We start from the raw sequence: 18,846 nt of genomic DNA on the forward strand, positions 1-18,846 counted from the left end.
CGTCAGTTCGCCGGAAGGCGGGCGGCGACGTACTCGGTGAGATCGAGCAGCCGGTTGGTGTAGCCCCACTCGTTGTCGTACCAGCCGAAGACCTTCACCAGGTTTCCGTGGGTCAGGGTGAGCGGTGCGTCGAAGACGCAGGAGGCGGGGTCGCCGACGACGTCGCGGGAGACGATCGGCGCGTCGGACACCCGCAGGATGCCCTTCAGCGGCCCGTCGGCGGCCTCCCGGAACGCGCCGTTGATCTCGTCCGCGGTCACGGGTCGGTTGAGCACCAGAGTGAGGTCGGTGAGGGAGCCGTCCTCGACGGGGACGCGGACCGCGAGGCCGTCCAGGGTGCCGGCCAATTCCGGGAGTACGAGGCCGACGGCGCGGGCGGCTCCGGTGCTGGTCGGGATGATGTTCACGGCCGCCGTACGGCCGCGGCGCGGGTCCTTGTGCGGGCCGTCCAGCACCACTTGGTCGTTGGTGTAGCCGTGGATGGTTGTCATCAGGCCCTTGTCGATACCGAAAGCCTCGTCGAGGACCTTCACCATCGGTGCCACGCAGTTGGTGGTGCAGGAGGCGTTCGAGACGACGTGGTCGCCGTCGGGGTTGTACGTGCTCTCGTTGACGCCCATCACGATCGTGGCGTCGACCCCCTTGCCGGGCACCGACAGCAGCACCTTGCGGGCGCCGCCCTTCAGATGCAGTCCGGCATCCTCGCGGGTGCGGAAGCGGCCGGTCGACTCGATGACCACGTCCACGCCGAACTCGCCCCAGGCCAGGGCGGCCGGGTCGCGTTCGGCGGTCACGACGATGCGGCGGCCGTCGACCGTGATCGACGTGTCGTCGTGCCCGACGGTGCGGCGCAGCCGACCATAGGTCGAGTCGAACTCCAGAAGATGGGCCAGCGCCGCAGGGGAGGTGAGGTCGTTGACCGCCACCACCTCGACTGGTGTACCGGTCCCGGCCTCGGCACGTTCCAGCACGCAGCGCAGGTAGTTGCGCCCGATGCGTCCGAAGCCGTTGATGCCTACCCGCACGGTCATGTCCGTCGTCCTTCCGGTCGGTCTCTGATGTGTGAGACCAGCCTGCGAGCTCCGGACCGGGTGGGACGTGGGCCGTACGGGGGCGGATCGAGGGACCTTCGGCCCGACATCACCTGCCTCGGACGACGGCCACGAGACAGTCCGCGTGATAGGCCACGGCGTAACGCCGGTACTGCGGGGAGTTGTTCGCAGAACTCGCGTCACGTTGAGAGGCGGTACACGAGTCCGTGCTCGCTGGGCGGAGTCCGGCGAGCGGTGCGGGCGACACCCGGCCGCGGAGTCCGGCGAGGGACGGCACACCGGAGGCCCTTGTCCGGCTGCCGCGCCCGTGGCCGGTGCCTCAGGGCCTGTCCCTCTCCAGCCTGTCCTGTGCCTGTGTGGCGATGACCGCAGCCTGGATGCGGCGTTCCACGCCGAGTTTGGCCAGGAGCCGGGAGATGTGGTTCTTGACGGTCTTCTCGGCGAGGAAGAGGCGCTGGCCGATCTGGCGGTTCGTCAGCCCCTCACCGATCAGCGCCAGGATCTCCCGCTCGCGGTCGGTGAGGCCCGGCAGAGCTTCCGGTTCGGATTTCTTCTCCTCGGCGCCGCGCAGCCGGGCCATCAGCCTGGTGGTGGCGCTGGGGTCGAGCAGGGACTGGCCACCCGCAACGGTGCGTACGGCCGACACAAGGTCCGAGCCGGTGATCTGCTTGAGCACGTAGCCGGAGGCACCGGCCATGATCGCGTCGAGCAGCGCTTCCTCGTCGTCGAAGGAGGTGAGCATCAGACAAGCGAGGTCGGGCATACGGGAGCGCAGTTCGCGGCACACGTCGATACCGTTCCCATCCGGCAGGCGTACGTCCAGCACCGCGACCTGCGGGCGCAGCGCGGTGGCGCGGACCAGTGCCTGTTCTGCGGTGGCGGCCTCGCCGACGACGGTGATGTCCGGCTGGTCGTCGAGCAGGTCGTGCACGCCGCGCCGCACCACTTCGTGGTCATCAAGCAGGAAGACCCTGATCGGGGCCGTCGGGGTGGGGTGTTCGCTGTCCGCCATCACATCGCTCCTGATTCGTGCGCCGGTTGCGCCGGTACCCGACTGAGTGGGTGGGTCCCGGATCTTTCTCGTAAGGAGGCCTGCAGCCTGCCGCGCCGCGAGGCCGGAACGGGACGGGCCAGTTTCGCACGTGTGTCTCAGGCTATGTCGCTCGACCGTCAGCCCAAGGCCCACGAGCTCGCCGATCCGAACGCGGCCGTAGTCACCGGCCGGCTGCGGGCATGACCGCCGGGCCCGGGCAGGACACCTGCCGGCAGGGCCCACGGGCCCGAACCCGGGACCACCGGCCCCTGGGCCCGACGCCGCCCCTCCACCACTCTCGGGGTGAGGGCCGGGCGGAACGTCCGAGGCCCTCCGCATCGGACACGGAGGTACTTCTCATGCTTCGCCCCATCGTCGTCGGTCTGGACGGTTCCCCCGAGAGCCTGGCTGCAACGGACTGGGCCGCCCGGGAAGCGCAGCGCCGCGGACTGCCGCTGCGCCTTGTCCACGCCTGGATCTGGCAGCCGCACGACGTGCCGGCCGCCGAGGACCTGGAGACCCAGAAGCGCTGGGCCCTGCGCATTCTGCGCGAGGCGAAGGAGGATCTGGCCGCCCGGTATCCGGACCTGCCGATCGACACCTGGCAGGTCTCCGACCTCGCGGCATCGGTCCTGCTGGACCAGGCCGACGGGGCCGAGATGCTGGTGCTGGGCTCACGCGGGCACAGCGCCATCGCAGGCTTCCTGCTCGGCTCGGTCGGCCAGCAGGTACTCGCCCGCGCCAAGGGGCCGGTGGTGATGGTGCGGGCGACCGAACGGTCCGCCGCCGAGCCCGACGGTGGCGAGGTGGTCGTCGCGCTCCAGATCCTGGACGAATCGGCCGAGCCACTGCTGGAGTTCGCTTTCGCCGCGGCGACCGCGCGTGGGGCGACCTTGCGTGCCGTGCACGCCTGGAGCCTGCCTCCCGTCTACGGATACAACCCCGCGGTGCTGCACATCAGCGACGAGGACGGCGGCATGGAGGCCCGGGTGGACAGGGACTTGGACGAACTGCTCAAGCCCTGGCGGGAGAAGCACCCGCAGGTACCCGTGGTCCGGACACTCGAACTCGCCTTCGCAGCCGGGGTCGTACTGAAGGCCACCGTCGAAGCCGGGCTCGTGGTCGTCGGCCGCAAGGCGCACCGGCCCGCACTCGGCATGCGCATCGGCCCGGTCACACATGCCGTCCTGCACCATGCCGCCGCCCCCGTGGCGGTCGTCCCGCACGACTGAGGGCCGGAGAGCGATGAGGGCCTGGCGGCCGAGGGCCGGTAGGCCCCGTCCCGGGGACCTGCGGCCCCTGCCCGCCGAACGGCGGGATGTCAGAGGCTGAGACCGGAACCGAGGGCCGGTGAACACCGGCGGATCAGAGGAGAGCGCACCATGAAAGCAGCAGTTGTCCGTGCCTTCGGCGAGCCGTTGGTGATCGAGGAGCGTCCCGACCCGGAGCCCGGCCCCGGGCAGGTGCGGATTCGCGTCGAGGCGTCGGGGCTGTGCCACACCGACATTCACGCGGCGCACGGTGACTGGCCGGTCAAGCCCAACCCGCCGTTCATCCCCGGTCACGAGGGCGTCGGCATCGTGGAGGCGCTCGGCGACGGCGTGACCCACCTTTCTATGGGGCAGCGGGTCGCGGTGCCGTGGCTGGGCTATGCCTGCGGGCGCTGCGAGCACTGCCTCTCCGGCTGGGAGACCCTGTGCGAGAACCAGGTCAACACCGGCTACGGCTGCGACGGCGGGTACGCCGAGAAGATGCTCGCCTCCGCCGACTTCGCGCAGCTGGTGCCGGAGGGCATCGATCCGCGCGACGCCGCTCCGCTGACCTGCGCCGGTGTGACGACGTACAAGGCGCTGAAGGTAGCCGGGGTCGGTCCGGCCAAGCTGGTGGCGATCTCCGGTGTGGGCGGCCTCGGTCACCTCGCCGTGCAGTACGCCAAGATCGCCGGTGCGACCGTAGCCGCGATCGACGTCACCGACGACAAGCTGGAACTTGCCCGCGAACTCGGCGCGGACATCCTCATCGACGCCCGCAAGGAGGACCCGGCCGAGGTGCTGAAGCAGCACGGCGGCGCCCACGCAGCTATCGCACTCGCGGTGAACGAGCAGGCCTTCGCCTCCGTCTACGGCGGGCTGCGCCGCGGCGGAAAGCTGATCATGGTGGCCCTGCCCGCCGGCGGCACCATCCGGGTCCCCATCTTCGACACCGTCCTGAACGGCACCTCCGTCATCGGCTCCATCGTCGGCACCCGCCAGGACCTCGACGAGGTGTTCCAGTTGCACGTCGCCGGCCGCACCAAGGTGATCTACCAGACCCGGCCGCTGGACTCCGTCAACGAATCCATCGACGAAGTCCTCAACGGACAGGTCACCGCCCGCATCGTCTTCGAGATGTGAGGTGACGCCGCACTACCGCAGGCTCGCGACCGCCCTCCGGGAAAGAGACATCTTCGTGGTCCGTCGCATCCAGGACTGAGCGGAGGGCAGCCGGGCGAAGCTGCGCGGTCTGCTCGACCGCAGGAGCGCCACCTCGACGAGACGCGGATCGGGGCTGCACGGGCCGCTCGACTGCAGTCCGGGGCCTGTTTCGCGGCGACGCCGAGGTGGCGTTCCCTCCCGGGAACCGGGACCAGCGACAGCAGGTGACGGTCCCGCGCCGGCGGCCGAATGCCGGCTCTACGCGCGGCTACCCACCACATGGCCCGACCCGGCGGTGTGCCGGGAGCGCGGTCGTCGAGCGGCCGGACCGGCAGATCCCGACTGAGGACGCACCTGCGTGAGCAGGGCCACGCCCGGCAGGCGGAAGTTTGCGCGAGGACGCTCGCCCCACCCCCACCGGGGCCCGGCAACGGCCCGGCCGGCGAGGCGAGCGGCTGGGAGGCGCAAGTGTCGCGCCACAGCCCCACGGCCGAGGCCCTGCCCCCTCAGGGCCCTTCGGCCCCGTCGACCTCGCTGTACGCGGTGATCTCCTGGCGCGGCGGCCGGGTGCTCACCCACCGGCCGCACGCGGCCCGCACTCGGCTGCTCGACCTGTACGCCCCCCACGGCAGCAGCGACCGGCCATGACCGATGTCTCCCTGCCCTACGAGGTGACCCAGGTACCCGGCGAGGTGGCCGACACGACCACCCTCGCTCTCACTCCGGCAGGCCCGGCGAGCTCGCACCGTTCGCCCCGACAGTTCGCCTCGCTGGACGCCACCGGGCTCGGCGAGATCCTCGTCTCGGTGTCCGGCATCGACCACCACGAACCTTTCCGCAAGGTGGGGGCGGACATGCCTCCAGGGGAACAACCCCCGTGGATCTGCCGATCGTTGGCCCCGCCGACGAAGTTCAACAGCGCAAGGAGGAGACAAGAGCATGAAGCGACCCGGAGATGTGTGCGCGGCCGGGAGAACGTACCGGCCGCGCACACGTGGTGCGGCTCAGCGCGAACCCGCGCTCAGACGTGCCGCACGGGGATGGTCCTGGTACCCGTCTTCGTCTCCGGCACCGGCACCGTGATGGTCAGAACACCGTCCTCGTACTCCGCGGTCGCCTCGTCGCCTTTGGCCCCGGCGGGCAGCCGGACGCAGCGGGCGAAGGTGCCGTAGCGGAACTCCGTGTGATGCTTCTCAGTCGTTCCCTCACTGCGCTCGGCGCGCAAGGTCAGGACGCCTTCCGTAACGCTGATCTCGACGTCCTCGGACGGGTCGATGCCCGGGAGCTCGGCCCGCAGCACATACGTCCCGTCCGCCAGGTGCTCCTCGACACGGATGCCGTGCAGCCCTGGAACCGCGTGCACCCCGGGGAACCCGGCCTCGATCCAGCCGAACAGGTCTGGCAATGGTGACCAGCCCGGCAGCCGCTCGATTATGCCGCTCATGTCTCCTCCCTCTTCCTTCTTCACCTCTTCCAGCGTCGCGCGCCAGGGCCGGGACCCGCGTGGGCCGACCGGCCCAGCACCGGACCCGGGCGGCCCCTGGCAGACGGTCGTCCTCCGCCACTGAGGGCCGACCCGCTCCCACTCCGCGTCCCACCGCGCCATGCGCTGCCGCTCCGGACGTCCGCGTACGAGCCGCCCGCAGACCAGCACCGCGGCCCCGGCGCTCAGCCCGGCCGGCCCGCCGCCACGGTCCGTCCACACGGTGACCGGGGTGCCTGCCGTATCACCGGCCTCGACCTTCGTCAGGCCCGTGTGCGGAGATCCGTCGGGAGCGGTCCAGCGCACCTTCGCCCATACCTTGCCGTCAACGGATCCGGACTCCGTCGCCTGCTCGGCCTTCGCCGCGCTCTGGGTCGGCACAGCGGAGACGGATTGCCTCTCGGCGCGTTGCGAGGCGAGGCGATGCCTCGTTCCACCGATCCCGCCGAGATCTGGCCCGCAAGGATCTCGGCTGGCCATGCGCGCCGAGGAAGCCGACGGCACGCTCGAACCTGTCCTGACGGCAGCGGTCAGCGCCCGTCACCGCTGTGGTCTCGCCCCGCCCGCCTGACGGCGCCCCGGCCGAGGACCTGCCGTAGCTCCAGCCTTCAAGAGGGCCTCAAACCGGCGCCAGGCGCGGAGCACTCTCCGCCCGGTCGCCTATTCAAGGTCGAGTACTTCGCGTACGGCTCGCCGCGGCGTCTCGAGCCCCGCAGGCCCGTATCCGAGGCGGAGCACCATCTGGACGAATCCCGTCGCCGTCGTCGGGTCGCGTGCGATCCAGCGGAGGTCGGACCGTTCGAGGGCCTGTGACGTGAGTGCGGTGGCCAGGCCCCCGAGCGTGGCCACGAGCAGCACGCGCTCCAGCGCCTGCCCGGCGCGCAGCCAGTCGGCGGGACTGTCGTGGACGGTGCCGAGAAGGGCCAGGCACGGCGCGTCTTCGAAGGTCGCGGCGCCCCGGTCGGCCACAGCCTCCCTGCCCGCGAAGTCGCGAACCGGGGCTCGTCCGCGCTCTTTGCGGGGGCCGAAGGCGTACTCGGGGACGCCGTCCGCCGCCGTGTCCGTACCGGTACGGGTCCAGCGCTTCAGGTCCTCAAGGGCGCCTGGGTCATGGGCGTCCCTGCCCTCGGCGTCGCCGACGAGGTCCAGCAGTTCCTGAACATGCCAGGGGGCAGGGAAGGTGAGTTGTGCTCCCTCCGCACGGGCGGCTTCGCAGAGGTCGCCCTGCAGGTCCTTGGGGATGTCCTGATCGGTGAACGGCTGGCGGCTGGTGTGCCTGCGGCTGAGGGCCGGGTACAGCGAGGCGAGATCGTGAACGGGACCGAGGGGCGCCTCCAGGCGCACTGTCGCGAGCAGGTCCGGGTCGGCGCGGTCGGGCAGCAGAGTGGTGACCGGCTCTCGGCCGATGTGAACGGAGGCGACTCGCAGGTTGAACAGCGCCGCACCGCAGCCGATGTGCAGGGCGCGGTTGTCCGGGTCGGAGTGCGGGATGGCGCGTTCTGGGGCGGAGCGCAGTTCGAATGTGCCTCCGCCGGAATGGAAGCGGAAGCGGAACGTCCACGGCTGTGCGTTATGCATGGACGGTGCGGCCCCAGCGTCCCGGACGAGGGCTTCCACCGTCTTCGCGTCGAGTGGCTCCACAGACACCGGGTGCCTCCCTCGGGAGTCCGGACCGATCACGGAGTGCGGGGGTCCGTCCCTCCCATCCACGATAGTCGCGCACGCGCGACGCAGCGCAGGGACCAACGGTGCGGTGCTGAAGGGCTCCCGCGCCACCGCTCGGTCTCCCATGGCCGTAGCGGCGGAGCACTCCGGCTCGGAGGGGGATTCGGTGGCGCGCCTACCTGCCCGCCGCCTGCTCCCGCCGACACGGCATGGTCCGTACGACCCCGCTCCAGGGACATCCGGCCCCTGCGCACATCAGCTGCCCCAGAGCAACGTTGGGCACCAGAGCAAGGTCGAACAGGTCACGACGAACGGCGGCCCCGCCATGTACGCAACGCATCCACGTGCCGATCACGCGACCGGTCATCTGGTCTGCGCGGCCATCACCGCGCCTTCGCTGCACAACAGCCAGCCCTGGCTCTTCACCGGCCGGAACACCGGGCTGGACCTGTACGCGGATCCCAGGCGCCGCCTGCCGCGCACCGATCCGGCCGGCCGCGAGATGGCCATCAGCTGCGGTGCGGCACTGTTCAATGTGCGCCTCGCCATGCGGCATCTGGGCTTCCTGCCCGTCGTACGCCCCTTCCCCGACCCCTGGAACCCCGCCTTCCTCGCGCGCGTCGCCTGGGGACCGTATGCCGGTCCGAGCGCCGACGAAGAGCTGATGCACCATGCGATGAGGCAGCGGCACACCCACCGCGGCCCGTTCCGGACGGCTCCGCTCCCCCAGTCGCTGATCGACGAACTGCGCGAACACGCCAGGGCCGAGGGCGCCGAGTTGTACACCCTGGGATCCCGCACGGAGGTCATTCGGCTCGCGGAGCTGGTCCGGGACGGCGAGCAGACCGGGCGGACCGACCCTGGGCGCGTCGCCGAACTCACCCACTGGACACGGCCGTCCCGCAGCAGCCGCCTCGACGGCGTGCCGTTCGACGACTGCCCCTACCATCCGGACTGCACCTCGCTCGCCGGACGCGACTTCCTCGGCCTCACCCGCACCATGCCGACCCCACCCGCGGTATGGCCCGCGCGGACCGGACTGGTCGCACTGCTCAGCACGTCGCACGACACCCGCGGAGACTGGCTGCGAGCCGGGCAGGCCCTGCAGCGCGTCCTGTTGTACGCCTCCGCTCACCGGGTCGGGGCTGCCTTCCACACGCAGCCCCTGGAAGTGCCGCGCCTGCGCGCGCAGGTGCGCACGACGATCGTCGCCGGGCAGTTCCCGCAGATGATCCTGCGCCTCGGCTTCGCAGGCCGGGGTCAGCAGACTCCCCGGCGTCCGGCCGCCGAGGTTCTCTCGGCGGGCTGATCGCGATGTCGTATCCACCCCGTGGCGGCCGGTGCAACGAGGGCCGCCGGAATCGGCACGCCGTACTCGGGGCCCCACCAGGGCCCTACGGCCCCGGCCGGGGACCGCTCGGCATCCTGTGCCGAGCGTCGTGACGGGGTTTCCTGGAGGTAGAGAGGGCCCCTACCAGGCCCCACATGGAAAGGGAGTGAGGGCGGTGGGTACGACTCTGACACCGGAATTCTGGGAACGGTTCACGGTCCTGCTGCTCGCGGCGGCGCTGGTGACCTTCGCGCTGAGTGCGGCGTTGGACGCCCTCGTCGTGCGGATACAGCTCCGCCGCGTCCGCAAGGCCGAGGCACCCGCGCACGCCCGGACGGCGCCTCCGCGGAGCCGCACGCGCCCGCCGCTCGTGCACCACCGACATCCCGCGGCGGCGTCCTCGGCCCGGGGCCGCTCGGACCTGTTCAAGGGCCCGGCGGCCTGCGCCCGTCGCCAACGGACGCCGGGATCCTGAAGGCAGGGACCTGCTGGAGGATCCTCGGTCACCGATCCGGGGAGATGCCGGTCATGCTTCGCCCCGTTGCCGTCGGACCGGACGGCTCCCCGAGCGATCCGGCCTGCGCTCTCGGCGGCCGGCGCGCGATGGCCGGGCCTGTCCTTTGCGGACAACCGATCCACAGCCGGCTCGGCCGAGCGGTGACTCGCCGCGAAGAAGCACAGCCGCAGCTTCTCGGGCGACCTCCCCTCGTACAGGCGCGGGACCACGTCGCGGCCGTCAGGGGCAGGGGGTGAAGTTGTGCCAGGGCCGGCGAACCCTCTGTGGCCAACTCCAGTGACCGGCCGCAGCCTCACGGGTCGTCGACCCAGACCTTCTTGCCGTACTTGGCGGTCTTCCAGACGTTGCAGAGGAACGGCAGGCAGGACAGACCGGGAAGAGCCTTGAGTACTCCTCGACGCCCTCGTGGTCGTCGAGGAGGAAGACCCGCATGGGTGCCGCGGACGGGGTGTTCTGGTTCATGCGCTGCTCGCTCTGTCGGTCAGGGCTCGGACCCGGTACGGGCAGTCCGGCCCGGCACTCACCAGGGCCCGTCGCTCCCACGGTCAGCCGCTCCAGCCGGGTCCGCAGCTCGGCCTCCACCATGTCCAGCGTCACCGCGGTCAGATCCGCGTGCCCCACAGCCGCGATCACCGCGCCGCTCCCGCACTGCCATCACCCGCCTCCTGTACAGCCGTTCGTCCGGACGGTTTCCGTCGACGCCGCCCCCCACGGTGAGTAGTGAATACAAGCGTGATCCACTGCGGACGGGGCCGAACGGTCCCTGAGGGGGCGACCCCAATGGTCCCTGTTCAACCACCCCGGGTTGGTCGCTGGCCTCGACCGATGGCCGTCAGGGGCGTGATACGGGCGGCCTCACGAAGGCACTACCGCCACAGGGCACCGTGCATGCCGCACGAGGGCATGCACGGCCGGGCCCAGCGCCGCCGTAGCGCGGCCCACGACCAGCAGCTCCGTCCGAGCCGATGCCCGGACCAGTGCGTCAGCCGCGCTGAACAGGACGACGTCCTCCAGCACCCGTACGTTCGGGTACTTCTCACGCCAGGGGCGTAGCGCGTCGGACAGGACCTGTACCTCTTGGTCCTCCCAGGTCGCCCGGTCCTTCTCCGGCACAGCGAAGGACATCCGGTCGGCGGCCGGTGGCAGGGACCAGGCATGGATCACGTGCAACCGGGCATTCCGTCGCTGCGCCGCGTCGAAGGCGAAGTCGATCGCGCCGTCCGCCGGGGCGTGGGCGTCGATACCCAGGGTGACCCTGTCCGGTCGGCGGCCGCGCTCGGGGCCGTCCCAGGCGAGCCCACCGGGGACCAGGACGACGGGGTGGGGCGAGCTCTCGATCATGCCCTGCGCCACCGAGCCGAGGGGCTGTCCCGCGAAGCCGCCTGCGCTGCGGATGCCGAGTACGACGACGTCCTGCGCGCCCGCCATGCCGAGCAGCACCGGGACGGGCTCGCCGCTCAGCCGTTGCCCCTCGATGTGGATCGCCGGATGCCGGGCGGTGAGTTCGGTGACCGCCCGGGAGGGCAACAGGAGCGGACGGTACGGCCACAGAGCGGCCAACTCCTCGTCCGAGAAGGGGGACACGTGGACGAGCCGCAGAGGCAGTCGGCGCAAGGCGGCCTCCCGAGCCGCCCAGTCCGCGGCGACGAGACTGCGCCGGGACCCGTCGACTCCCACAATCACCCGCTGCCGCATGCCGGTTCACCTCTCCCTGCTTCTCCCTTGCGGGCTGCGGGTTCTTCTCCTCCGCGCCCGTCCACCACTCTCGGGGATGCCGGGTGCCTCCCGGCACTGGCCATGTGGCACTCAAACAGGGGCCCAGCGGCCCCTCTTGCCGGGCCCCGCCTCCGCGCGACGCCGTGGACCGAGAGGGAGATCTGCGCGGGAGGTATGCACCATGCTTCGACGAGTCGTCGCCGGGGTCGACGGTTCTCCCGAGAGTCCGGCCGCCGCACAGTGGGCGGCCAGTGAGGCGCCGCTGTCCGCCGCTGCACCTGGTGCACGCCTGGCGGTGGCGTCCGCGCTCGTCGGCCTCCGATGCGGTTCAGCGCCAGTGGGCGCGCCGGGTCCGACGTGGGGCGGAGGACGCCATCTGCGGCACCGCACCCGAGATGCGGATCACGGACGACCAGGACACCGGTTCTCCCGTGACCGCCCTGCTCCCGGCCGGGGCCGAGTTGCTGGTGCTTGGAGGGCGGGCACCGGTCCCCGACTCTCCCCGGCGAGCCACGCCGGTCTGCTGGTCATCGGCTGCCGTCCGCGCGAGGCGACCTGGGCCGGCGCACCGGAGCGGTGACCCGCGCCGTGATCCACACGCAGGCTGCCCCGTGGCCGACGTCCCGCACGGCTCACCGGCAGGCTGCCCGTGGCCGACGTCCCGCACGATTGGCAGGCTTGACGCGATGCCGTACGTCTGCGGATTCACCGACGCCGGCTGTTGTCACCGCCGGCCGGGGCCGGACCAGTCACGCAGCGGCAATGGGACACGTCTCCCCGTCAAACACGATTCTGGCGCCATCGGCTCCGGCCAGGTCTTCGCCGCCGACCCGGAGCCCGAGCAGCCCGAACTGGGCGTGCGCGCCCGGCATCCCTGAACGCTGCGCCGACCGCCGCTTTACTCCGCCTCGACGGGTACGCGCCAGACCAGAGTCGTCCCCCCGCCGGGCGGGCTCGTCAACTCCAGCTCGCCGCCGAGCTGTTGGGCTCGCTCCGCCATGTTGCGCAGGCCACTGCGGCGTCCCTCGGGCGGGATTCCCACACCGTTGTCGGAGACCGTCAGCCGCACCTCCCGCCCGTCGGTCTCCAGCACCACCTCCGCCCTCTCGGCGCGTGCGTGCCGGGCGACATTGGTCAGTGACTCGGAGAGCACGGCCACCACATTCTCGGCGGTCTCCCCCGGCACTTGCGTGTCCAGCAGCCCCTCCATCCGCAGGCTGGGCGCGAATCCCAGCACCGGCGCCGCCTCGCCGACCACACGCACCACCCGCGCCCGGAGGGTCTGCCCCGCAGCACCCTCACGCGCACGCAGACCGAAGATGGTCGAGCGGATTATCTTGATGGTGTCGTCCAGGTCTTCTACCGCACGCTGCACCCGCTCGGATGCCTGGGGGTGCTCGATGAAGCGACCCGCACTCTGCAGTGTCATGCCCGTCGCGAAAAGCCGCTGGATCGCCAGATCGTGCAGGTCCCGGGCGATCCGGTCACGGTCCTCCAGCAGCGCCATCTGCTCGGCGTCGCTACGCCGGTCCGCCAGCTCCATCGCCACCGCCGCCTGGCCCGCGAAACCCTGCAGCGGCTCGGTCTCCTTCTCCGAGAACACCGTCTGGCCCGCCTGGCGGACCAGCAGCACCACGCCCCGTACCCCGTCCCCGGTGCCGATGGGCACCGCCACCGCCGGCCCCAGTCCGGCGAAGCGCTGCGGACCGGCCGAAACTCGCTCGTCCTGCGAGGCGTCCGGACTGGTCACAGGGGACGCCGCAGAGAACGCCGCGCCGACCAGACTGCCCTCCACCGGCAACACCAGCCCGCGGTGCGCCTCCGCCTCCTGCCCGATGGCCAACTCCACCGTCAGCGTGCCCATGTCCTCCATCGGCACCGCGACCACGGCGAGCGCCGCACCCGCGATCTCCCTCGCCCGCTCGGCGACCAGGCTCAGCACCTCGCTGCGCGGACTGCCGGACAACAGGCTGCGGGTGATCTCCCCACTCGCCCGCACCCAGCGCTCGCGTCGCTGGGACTCCTCGTAGAGCCGAGCGTTGTCGATGGCCACCCCGGCCGCGACGGCCAGCGTCGAGAGTACGGATTCGTCCTCGTCGTCGAACTGGGCCCCGGCGCGCTTCTCGGTCAGATAGAGGTTGCCGAAGACCTGGTCCCGCACCCGGATGGGCACACCGAGAAACGTGTTCATGGGCGGGTGGTGAGCGGGGAAGCCGTACGAAGCGGGGTGCTCGGAGATCTTGGACAGCTTCAGGGGCTCCGGACGGCGGATCAGCTCCCCCAGGATGCCGTGCCCCTCGGGGTACGGCCCGATCGCCGCGATCTGCTCGTCGCTCACGCCGACGGTCAGGAACTCCGAGAGCCGCTTCCCGTCCGGCCCGATCACACCCAGAGCTGCGTACTCGGCATCGACCAGCACCGCCGCCGCCTCCGCTATGCCCCGCAGCACCTGCCCCAGGTCCAGGTCGCGCCCGACAGACAGCACCGCCTCCAGCAGGCTGTGGACCCGGTTCTGGGTTCCACGCGCCGCCTCCAGGCGGGCCTGCAGTTCCTCCAGCAGATCATCCAGCTTCAGCTGCGGCAGTCGAACGCGGCCACCTTCGGGGCTTCCCACCGCTGATTCCTCCAGGTGTCCATCAACGAGCCGACCGCTGATCGTTCCGCTCATCTGCCACCGTACAGTTGCCGGGTCACAGGGCGGAACGGGAGCGGCTCAGGGCAGCGGACTCCAGTTCGCGGCGCTGCGGAACGGCCAGGCCCTGGAACAGCTTTCTGTCGACCATGACACCTGCATGGTCGCTCTCGCCCAGGGACGTCGACACGCTCGACGGCGCCGAGCCCGGCGACGAAGCGGCCGAGGCCGTCGGCGGCGTACGGGTCGTCGTTCCTGCCGGGGAACCGGCCCGCGCTCGCCCGTTTCGCCGAAACCGACGGCACCCACAGCCACGGTGCCGGTGCCTTCAAGCCACGGCCGACAGGCCTTCGGCCTCGTGCTCCCGTCGCCACATGTGCCGCAACGGGCCCTCGACCTCGACCAGTTCGGCCCATCCGCCGCGCTGGACCACGTGGCCCCGGTCGAGGACCAAAACCTCGTCGGCGTCCTCAAGTCCGTTCAGCCGGTGGGTGATCAGCACGGTGGCGCGCCCTCGGGCGGCCCTGAGCAGGTCGGCCGTCAGCGCGTCGGCGGTGGGCAGGTCGAGGTGTTCGGCGGGTTCGTCGAGGACGAGGACGGGGAGGTCCGCCAGCAACGCGCGGGCCAGGGCGAGGCGTTGGCTCTGGCCGTCGGAGAGGCGGGCGCCGTGTTCGCCGACCAGGGTGTCAAGGCCGGTGGGCAGTTCGCGTACCCAGGTGTCGAGCCGGGCCCCGGACAGGGCCGCCCAGAGTTCGGCGTCGGTGCTGTCGGGGCGGGCCAGGCGCAGGTTCTCCCGCAGGGAGCTGTCGAAGATGTGGGCGTCCTGGGCGCACAGGCCGACGATCCGTCGCACGTCGTCTCCCGCCAGGTGGGTGGCGTCGGTGCCAGCGACGGTGTAGGTGCCCGAGGCCGGGTCGAGGAATCGGAGCAGGACGTGGGCCAGAGTGGTCTTGCCAGAGCCGCTCGGTCCGACGACCGCGATTCGGCGGCCGGGAATGAGGTCCAGGTTGATGTCGCTCAGAGCCGGATCGTTCCGCCCCGGCCAGACCGCGGTCAGGCCGCGTAGACGGAGGGGAAGCGCCGGGTGGGGCAGAGCGACGGGGTGTACGGGCTCGTGGACCGGTTCGGGCGCATCGAGAACGTCGAGGACGCGTTCGGCCGCGCGGTGCCCGCGCTGGCGTGCCTGGGCGGCCATCGGAAGCCCGGCGACCGCCTCGAACGCGGCGAGCGGGGTGAGCACCAGCACCGCGAGCAGTACGCCGTCCAGCCGTCCGGCGGCCACGGCCTGGACGCCGACGGCCGCGCAGGCGGTGGTGGTGAGCCCGGCCAGCAGCGCGACAAGGCCGGAGCCGAGTCCGGCGGTGGCGGCCGAGCGGGCGGCCAGCCGGGTCAGCTTCCTGTCGGCCTCCCGTACGGCGTCGAGTCGACGTGGCAGGGCACCGGTCACGGTGAGTTCGGCCGTGCCGGTGAGCGCGTCGAGCACGGCGGCGGCCAGCGCGCCCCGGGCCGGTGCCTGCCGCCGTTCGGTACGGCGGGCGACGGTCGAGGTCAGCACGGGCACGGCCACTCCGGCGAGCAGCAGACCGGCGGCGAGGATCGCTCCTGCGGCAGGCAGCAGGGTGGCGAGCAGTACCGAGGCCGCCGTGCCGACGAGCGCGGCGGCGGTGGCCGGGAGCCGGAAACGCAGCAGGTAGTCCTGTACGGAGTCGACGTCGGCGACGAAACGGGACAGCAGGTCCCCCTTCCGGTACAGGCCGAGCCCGCCCGGCGCCAGCCGCTCCAGGCGGGCGAAAACCGCGGTACGCAGGGTGCCCAGGCCACGCAGTACGGCGTCGTGGGCGACCAGTCGTTCGGCGTAGCGCAGGACGCTGCGTCCGATGCCGAAGGCCCGTACACACGTGACCGCGACCATCAGATACAGGACGGGCGGCTGCTGCGAGGCCCGGGATATCAGCCAGCCCGAGATGCTCAGCAGGGCGACGGCACAGCCGAGGGCGGCGGCGCCGAGGAGGGCGGCCAGGGCGAGGCGGCCGCGGATGCCACCGGTGACGGCCATGTGGGTCAGCCGCCGCAGCGGGGGCGTGGCGCCCGCGGGGCCGGCAGCGTGTGCGGGGGCGGTGCCACCGGGTACCGCTCGCCCGCCATCGGCGACCTCGCGGACGGCATGCCGTGGGCCCAGCGGCTCGGAGGCGGTACTCGGGGCATCCGGAGGCTCTGCGGCGGCCCCCCGGACCAGCGCGAGTTCCGCGGCGGTACCCGGCGGAACCGCCGCCTGCGCGGCACGCTCCGCACCGGACGGCGGTGCGGTGAGCGCCACCTGCCGGTCGGCGAGGGCCAGCAGGGCGGGCCTGTGGGCGGTCAGCAGCACGGTGCGGCCGACGGTCAGGCGGCGTACGGCGTCGACGATCGCCGCTTCGTTCTCGCCGTCGAGGTTCGCGGTCGGCTCGTCCAGGAGCACGAGCGGGCGGTCGGTGAGGAAGGCGCGGGCCAGCGCGATCCGCTGTCGCTGGCCTGCCGACAGGCCGCTGCCTCCCTCGCCGAGCCGGGTTCGCTCGGCGTCCGGCAGAGCGTCGGTGAAGTCCAGGGCACTGGCCTCACGCAGCGCACGGCGTACGTCGGCGTCGGTGGCGTCGGGGCGGGCGAGGCGTACGTTGTCGGCGATGGTCCCGGCGACGAGGTGCGGGTGCTGCGGGACCCAGGCGATGTGGCGGTGCCACTGGGCCGGGTCGATGTCGGTCAGGTCCCGGTCGCCGACGCGGACGCTGCCCGAGGTCTGCGCGGTGAAGCCGAGCAGGACGGACAGGACGGTGGTCTTACCCGCGCCGGAGGGGCCGGTGAAGGCGACCGTCTCGCCGGGCCGGACCGTCAAGGACAGGTTCTCGACGGCGGGCGCCGGGCGTCCGGCGCGTACGACCGTAAGGTCACTGATCGTGAGCGGGGCCGAAGCAAGGTCGGGGACGTCCGCCGTGCCCCGCCGGGGCAGCGGGGTCTCCAGTACGTCGAAGATCTTCCCAGCGGCCGTGAGCCCTTCCACGCTGGCGTGATAGTGGACGCCGACCTGCCGGATCGGGGCGTACGCCTCCGGTGCGAGCACCAGCACCAGCAGCCCGGTGCGCAGGTCGAGCCCGCCCTCGACCAGGCGCAGGCCGATGCCCACCGCGACCAGCGCCACCGAGAGCGTCGACAGCAGCTCCAGGGCGAAGGAGGAGACGAAGGCGATCCGCAGCGTGCGCAGGGTCGCGCGGCGGTACTCGTCGGTGATCCGCCGGATCGCCGATGCCTGCGCCTTGGCCCTACCGAACACCTTCAGCGTGGGCAGGCCGGCCACCACGTCCAGGAAGTGGTGGGAGAGCCGGGCCAGGGTCCGCCACTGACGGTCCATCCGATGCTGGGTAGCCAGGCCGATCAGCACCATGAACAGCGGGATGAGGGGCAGGGTGGCCGCGATGATCGCCGCCGAGAGCCAGTCCGCGGTCACGATCCGGGCGAGCACGGCGACCGGGACCACCACGGAGAGCGCCAGCTGGGGCACGTACCGGCCGAAGTAGTCGTCGAGTGCGTCCACTCCGCTGGTGGCCAGGGCCGTCAGCTCCCCCGTCCGCTGCTCGGCCACGAACTCGGGGCCGAGCGCGGTCGCGTGGGCCAGCAGCCGCCCGCGCAGCTCCGACTTCACTGCCGCCGAGGCGCGGTGCGCCGCCGTCTCGGTCAGCCAGGCGACCGCGGCCCGGCCGGCCGAGACGGCGGCCAGGAGGAACAGGGAGCCCTGGAGCGAGTTCAGACTCCGCCCGTCCTGGAATGCTCCGGTCACCACGTCGGCTATGAGGGTCGCCTGGCAGAGGAGCAGCCCGGCGCCGAGCGTGCCCAGGGCCACGGACGCGGCGAGGAACAGCCGGGTGGCGCGTGCGTACCGCAACAGCCTGGGATCTACGGGTTTCATGCCGGAACGAACCTCTCAGCTCAGGATTTCGCGGGGCTGCCGGGCGCGTCGGTGCTGATCACGCCGGGATGTGCTCGACGCCGATGCGCTTGCGGAACACCCAGTACGTCCAGCCCTGGTAGAGAAGGACCAGGGGCGTCATGATCGCTGCCACCCAGGTCATGACGGTCAGGGTGTAGGCGGACGACGAGGCGTTGGCGACCGTCAGGCTCCATTCCGGGTTGAGGCTGGAGGGCATCACGTCCGGGTACAGGGCGAGGAAGAGCATGGCGACCGCCCCGGCCACGGTGAGCCCGGACAGGCCGAACGCCCAGCCCTCCCGGGCACGTTGGTTGGCGGCGAGCGCACCCACCAGCGCCGCCACGGTCACGGTCAGCGCCGCCAGGCTCCGGATATTGCCGCTGTCCGCCTGTGTCCAGAGCAGGAACACCAGGGCGAGCACCGCGGTGGCCAGACCGGTGCGCCCTGCCAGCGCTCGCGCCCGGTCCCGTATGTTCCCGCGTGTCTTGAGGGCGGTGAACACGGCGCCGTGGAAGGTGAACAGGGTCAGTGTGACCAGGCCGCCGAGCAGCGCGTACGGGTTGAGCAGGTCGAGAACGGTGCCGGCGTACTCCTCCCGGGCGTCGATCTTCACACCCCGGACGATGTTGGCGAAGGCCACGCCCCACAGGAAGGCGGGCAGCAGCGAGGACCAGAACAGCGTGTGCTCCCAGTTCCGCTTCCACCTCGCGTCGTCCCGCTTGCCCCGGTACTCGAAGGCGAGGACACGCACGATCAGGCAGACCAGGATGGCCAGCAGCGGGAGATAGAAGCCGCTGAACAGGGTGGCGTACCAGGCCGGGAAGGCGGCGAAGGTGGCACCGCCCGCGGTGAGCAGCCACACCTCGTTGCCGTCCCAGACCGGTCCGATGGTGTTGATCAGCACCCGCCGCTCCGGCTCGTCGCGCGCCAGCAGTTTGGTGAGGATGCCGACCCCGAAGTCGAAGCCTTCGAGGAAGAAGTAGCCGATCCAGAGGACCGCGATCAGGGCGAACCAGACGTCGTGGAGGTGCATGACCTCTTCTTCT

14 protein-coding genes are annotated in these 18,846 nt (G+C 71.6%); 6 read left to right on the plus strand and 8 right to left on the minus strand.

The window, feature by feature from the left end; all coding sequences use genetic code 11:
* Window positions 1-2: 2 nt before the first annotated feature.
* A complete protein-coding gene (gap, locus tag OG219_RS01300; RefSeq protein WP_266821943.1) occupies window positions 3-1,031 on the minus strand; it encodes a type I glyceraldehyde-3-phosphate dehydrogenase in 1,029 nt (342 codons plus the stop codon).
* 340 nt (window positions 1,032-1,371) lie between these two features.
* A complete protein-coding gene (locus OG219_RS01305; RefSeq protein ID WP_266821945.1) occupies window positions 1,372-2,064 on the minus strand; it encodes a response regulator transcription factor in 693 nt (230 codons plus the stop codon).
* A gap of 380 nt (window positions 2,065-2,444) precedes the next feature.
* On the opposite strand from OG219_RS01305, the gene OG219_RS01310 reads away from it, so the two are divergent.
* The 3 genes from OG219_RS01310 (at window position 2,445) to OG219_RS01320 (ending at window position 5,147) form a co-directional block, all read left to right on the plus strand.
* Window positions 2,445-3,317, plus strand: coding sequence for a universal stress protein (locus tag OG219_RS01310; protein ID WP_266821947.1), 873 nt, complete (start codon window positions 2,445-2,447; stop codon window positions 3,315-3,317).
* Between the two features lie 150 nt (window positions 3,318-3,467).
* A complete protein-coding gene (locus OG219_RS01315) occupies window positions 3,468-4,478 on the plus strand; it encodes a zinc-dependent alcohol dehydrogenase (protein ID WP_266821949.1) in 1,011 nt (336 codons plus the stop codon).
* Between the two features lie 489 nt (window positions 4,479-4,967).
* Entirely contained in the window at window positions 4,968-5,147 is a 180-nt protein-coding gene (locus OG219_RS01320) for a hypothetical protein (RefSeq protein WP_266821951.1), read from the plus strand.
* A 373-nt stretch (window positions 5,148-5,520) separates the two neighbouring features.
* On the opposite strand, the gene OG219_RS01325 is transcribed toward OG219_RS01320, so the two are convergent.
* Both OG219_RS01325 and OG219_RS01330 read right to left on the minus strand, forming a co-directional pair.
* Window positions 5,521-6,363 carry an Hsp20/alpha crystallin family protein gene (locus tag OG219_RS01325; RefSeq protein WP_266821953.1) on the minus strand — a complete coding sequence of 281 codons (843 nt, stop codon included), beginning with the start codon at window positions 6,361-6,363 and terminating at the stop codon, window positions 5,521-5,523.
* 279 nt (window positions 6,364-6,642) lie between these two features.
* The gene (locus tag OG219_RS01330) at window positions 6,643-7,629 is read right to left on the minus strand and encodes a nitroreductase family protein (RefSeq protein WP_266821954.1); all 987 of its coding nucleotides are present in this window, start codon (window positions 7,627-7,629) and stop codon (window positions 6,643-6,645) included.
* Window positions 7,630-7,972: 343 nt separating this feature from the next.
* Between OG219_RS01330 and OG219_RS01335 the strand changes: the two genes are divergently transcribed.
* Window positions 7,973-8,956, plus strand: a complete 984-nt coding sequence (locus OG219_RS01335) for a hypothetical protein (protein ID WP_266821956.1) — start codon at window positions 7,973-7,975, stop codon at window positions 8,954-8,956.
* Window positions 8,957-9,152: 196 nt separating this feature from the next.
* On the plus strand, window positions 9,153-9,452 hold the full coding sequence (locus OG219_RS01340; protein WP_266821958.1) for a hypothetical protein: 300 nt from the start codon (window positions 9,153-9,155) through the stop codon (window positions 9,450-9,452).
* Window positions 9,453-10,349: 897 nt separating this feature from the next.
* On the opposite strand, the gene OG219_RS01345 is transcribed toward OG219_RS01340, so the two are convergent.
* Entirely contained in the window at window positions 10,350-11,189 is an 840-nt protein-coding gene (locus tag OG219_RS01345; RefSeq protein ID WP_266821960.1) for a universal stress protein, read from the minus strand.
* A 707-nt stretch (window positions 11,190-11,896) separates the two neighbouring features.
* On the opposite strand from OG219_RS01345, the gene OG219_RS01350 reads away from it, so the two are divergent.
* Window positions 11,897-12,088 (plus strand): hypothetical protein, encoded by a 192-nt coding sequence (locus OG219_RS01350; protein ID WP_266821962.1) that lies wholly within the window; start codon window positions 11,897-11,899, stop codon window positions 12,086-12,088.
* Window positions 12,089-12,108: 20 nt separating this feature from the next.
* On the opposite strand, the gene OG219_RS01355 is transcribed toward OG219_RS01350, so the two are convergent.
* From OG219_RS01355 to cydB, 3 genes are all read right to left on the minus strand, one after another.
* Window positions 12,109-13,824, minus strand: a complete 1,716-nt coding sequence (locus OG219_RS01355; RefSeq protein WP_266821964.1) for a GAF domain-containing protein — start codon at window positions 13,822-13,824, stop codon at window positions 12,109-12,111.
* A 346-nt stretch (window positions 13,825-14,170) separates the two neighbouring features.
* Complete coding sequence (gene cydD, locus OG219_RS01360; RefSeq protein WP_266821965.1) at window positions 14,171-17,779, minus strand: thiol reductant ABC exporter subunit CydD; 3,609 nt, start codon at window positions 17,777-17,779, stop codon at window positions 14,171-14,173.
* Window positions 17,780-17,837: 58 nt separating this feature from the next.
* Window positions 17,838-18,833: a cytochrome d ubiquinol oxidase subunit II gene (gene cydB, locus OG219_RS01365; protein WP_266821966.1), complete on the minus strand. Its 996-nt coding sequence runs from the start codon at window positions 18,831-18,833 to the stop codon at window positions 17,838-17,840.
* Window positions 18,834-18,846: the final 13 nt, after the last annotated feature.

It is taken from the genome of Streptomyces sp. NBC_00038, from assembly GCF_026343635.1.
Classification (GTDB): domain Bacteria; phylum Actinomycetota; class Actinomycetes; order Streptomycetales; family Streptomycetaceae; genus Streptomyces.

Bases quoted from the DNA above. Each gene is read 5' to 3' on its own strand.
- gap (WP_266821943.1), bottom strand. From the start codon at position 1,031: ATGACCGTGCGGGTAGGCATCAACGGCTTCGGACGCATCGGGCGCAAC.
- OG219_RS01305 (WP_266821945.1), bottom strand. From the start codon at position 2,064: ATGGCGGACAGCGAACACCCCACCCCGACGGCCCCGATCAGGGTCTTC.
- OG219_RS01310 (WP_266821947.1), top strand. From the start codon at position 2,445: ATGCTTCGCCCCATCGTCGTCGGTCTGGACGGTTCCCCCGAGAGCCTG.
- OG219_RS01315 (WP_266821949.1), top strand. From the start codon at position 3,468: ATGAAAGCAGCAGTTGTCCGTGCCTTCGGCGAGCCGTTGGTGATCGAG.
- OG219_RS01335 (WP_266821956.1), top strand. From the start codon at position 7,973: ATGTACGCAACGCATCCACGTGCCGATCACGCGACCGGTCATCTGGTC.
- OG219_RS01345 (WP_266821960.1), bottom strand. From the start codon at position 11,189: ATGCGGCAGCGGGTGATTGTGGGAGTCGACGGGTCCCGGCGCAGTCTC.
- OG219_RS01350 (WP_266821962.1), top strand. From the start codon at position 11,897: ATGCCGTACGTCTGCGGATTCACCGACGCCGGCTGTTGTCACCGCCGG.
- cydD (WP_266821965.1), bottom strand. From the start codon at position 17,779: ATGAAACCCGTAGATCCCAGGCTGTTGCGGTACGCACGCGCCACCCGG.
- cydB (WP_266821966.1), bottom strand. From the start codon at position 18,833: ATGCACCTCCACGACGTCTGGTTCGCCCTGATCGCGGTCCTCTGGATC.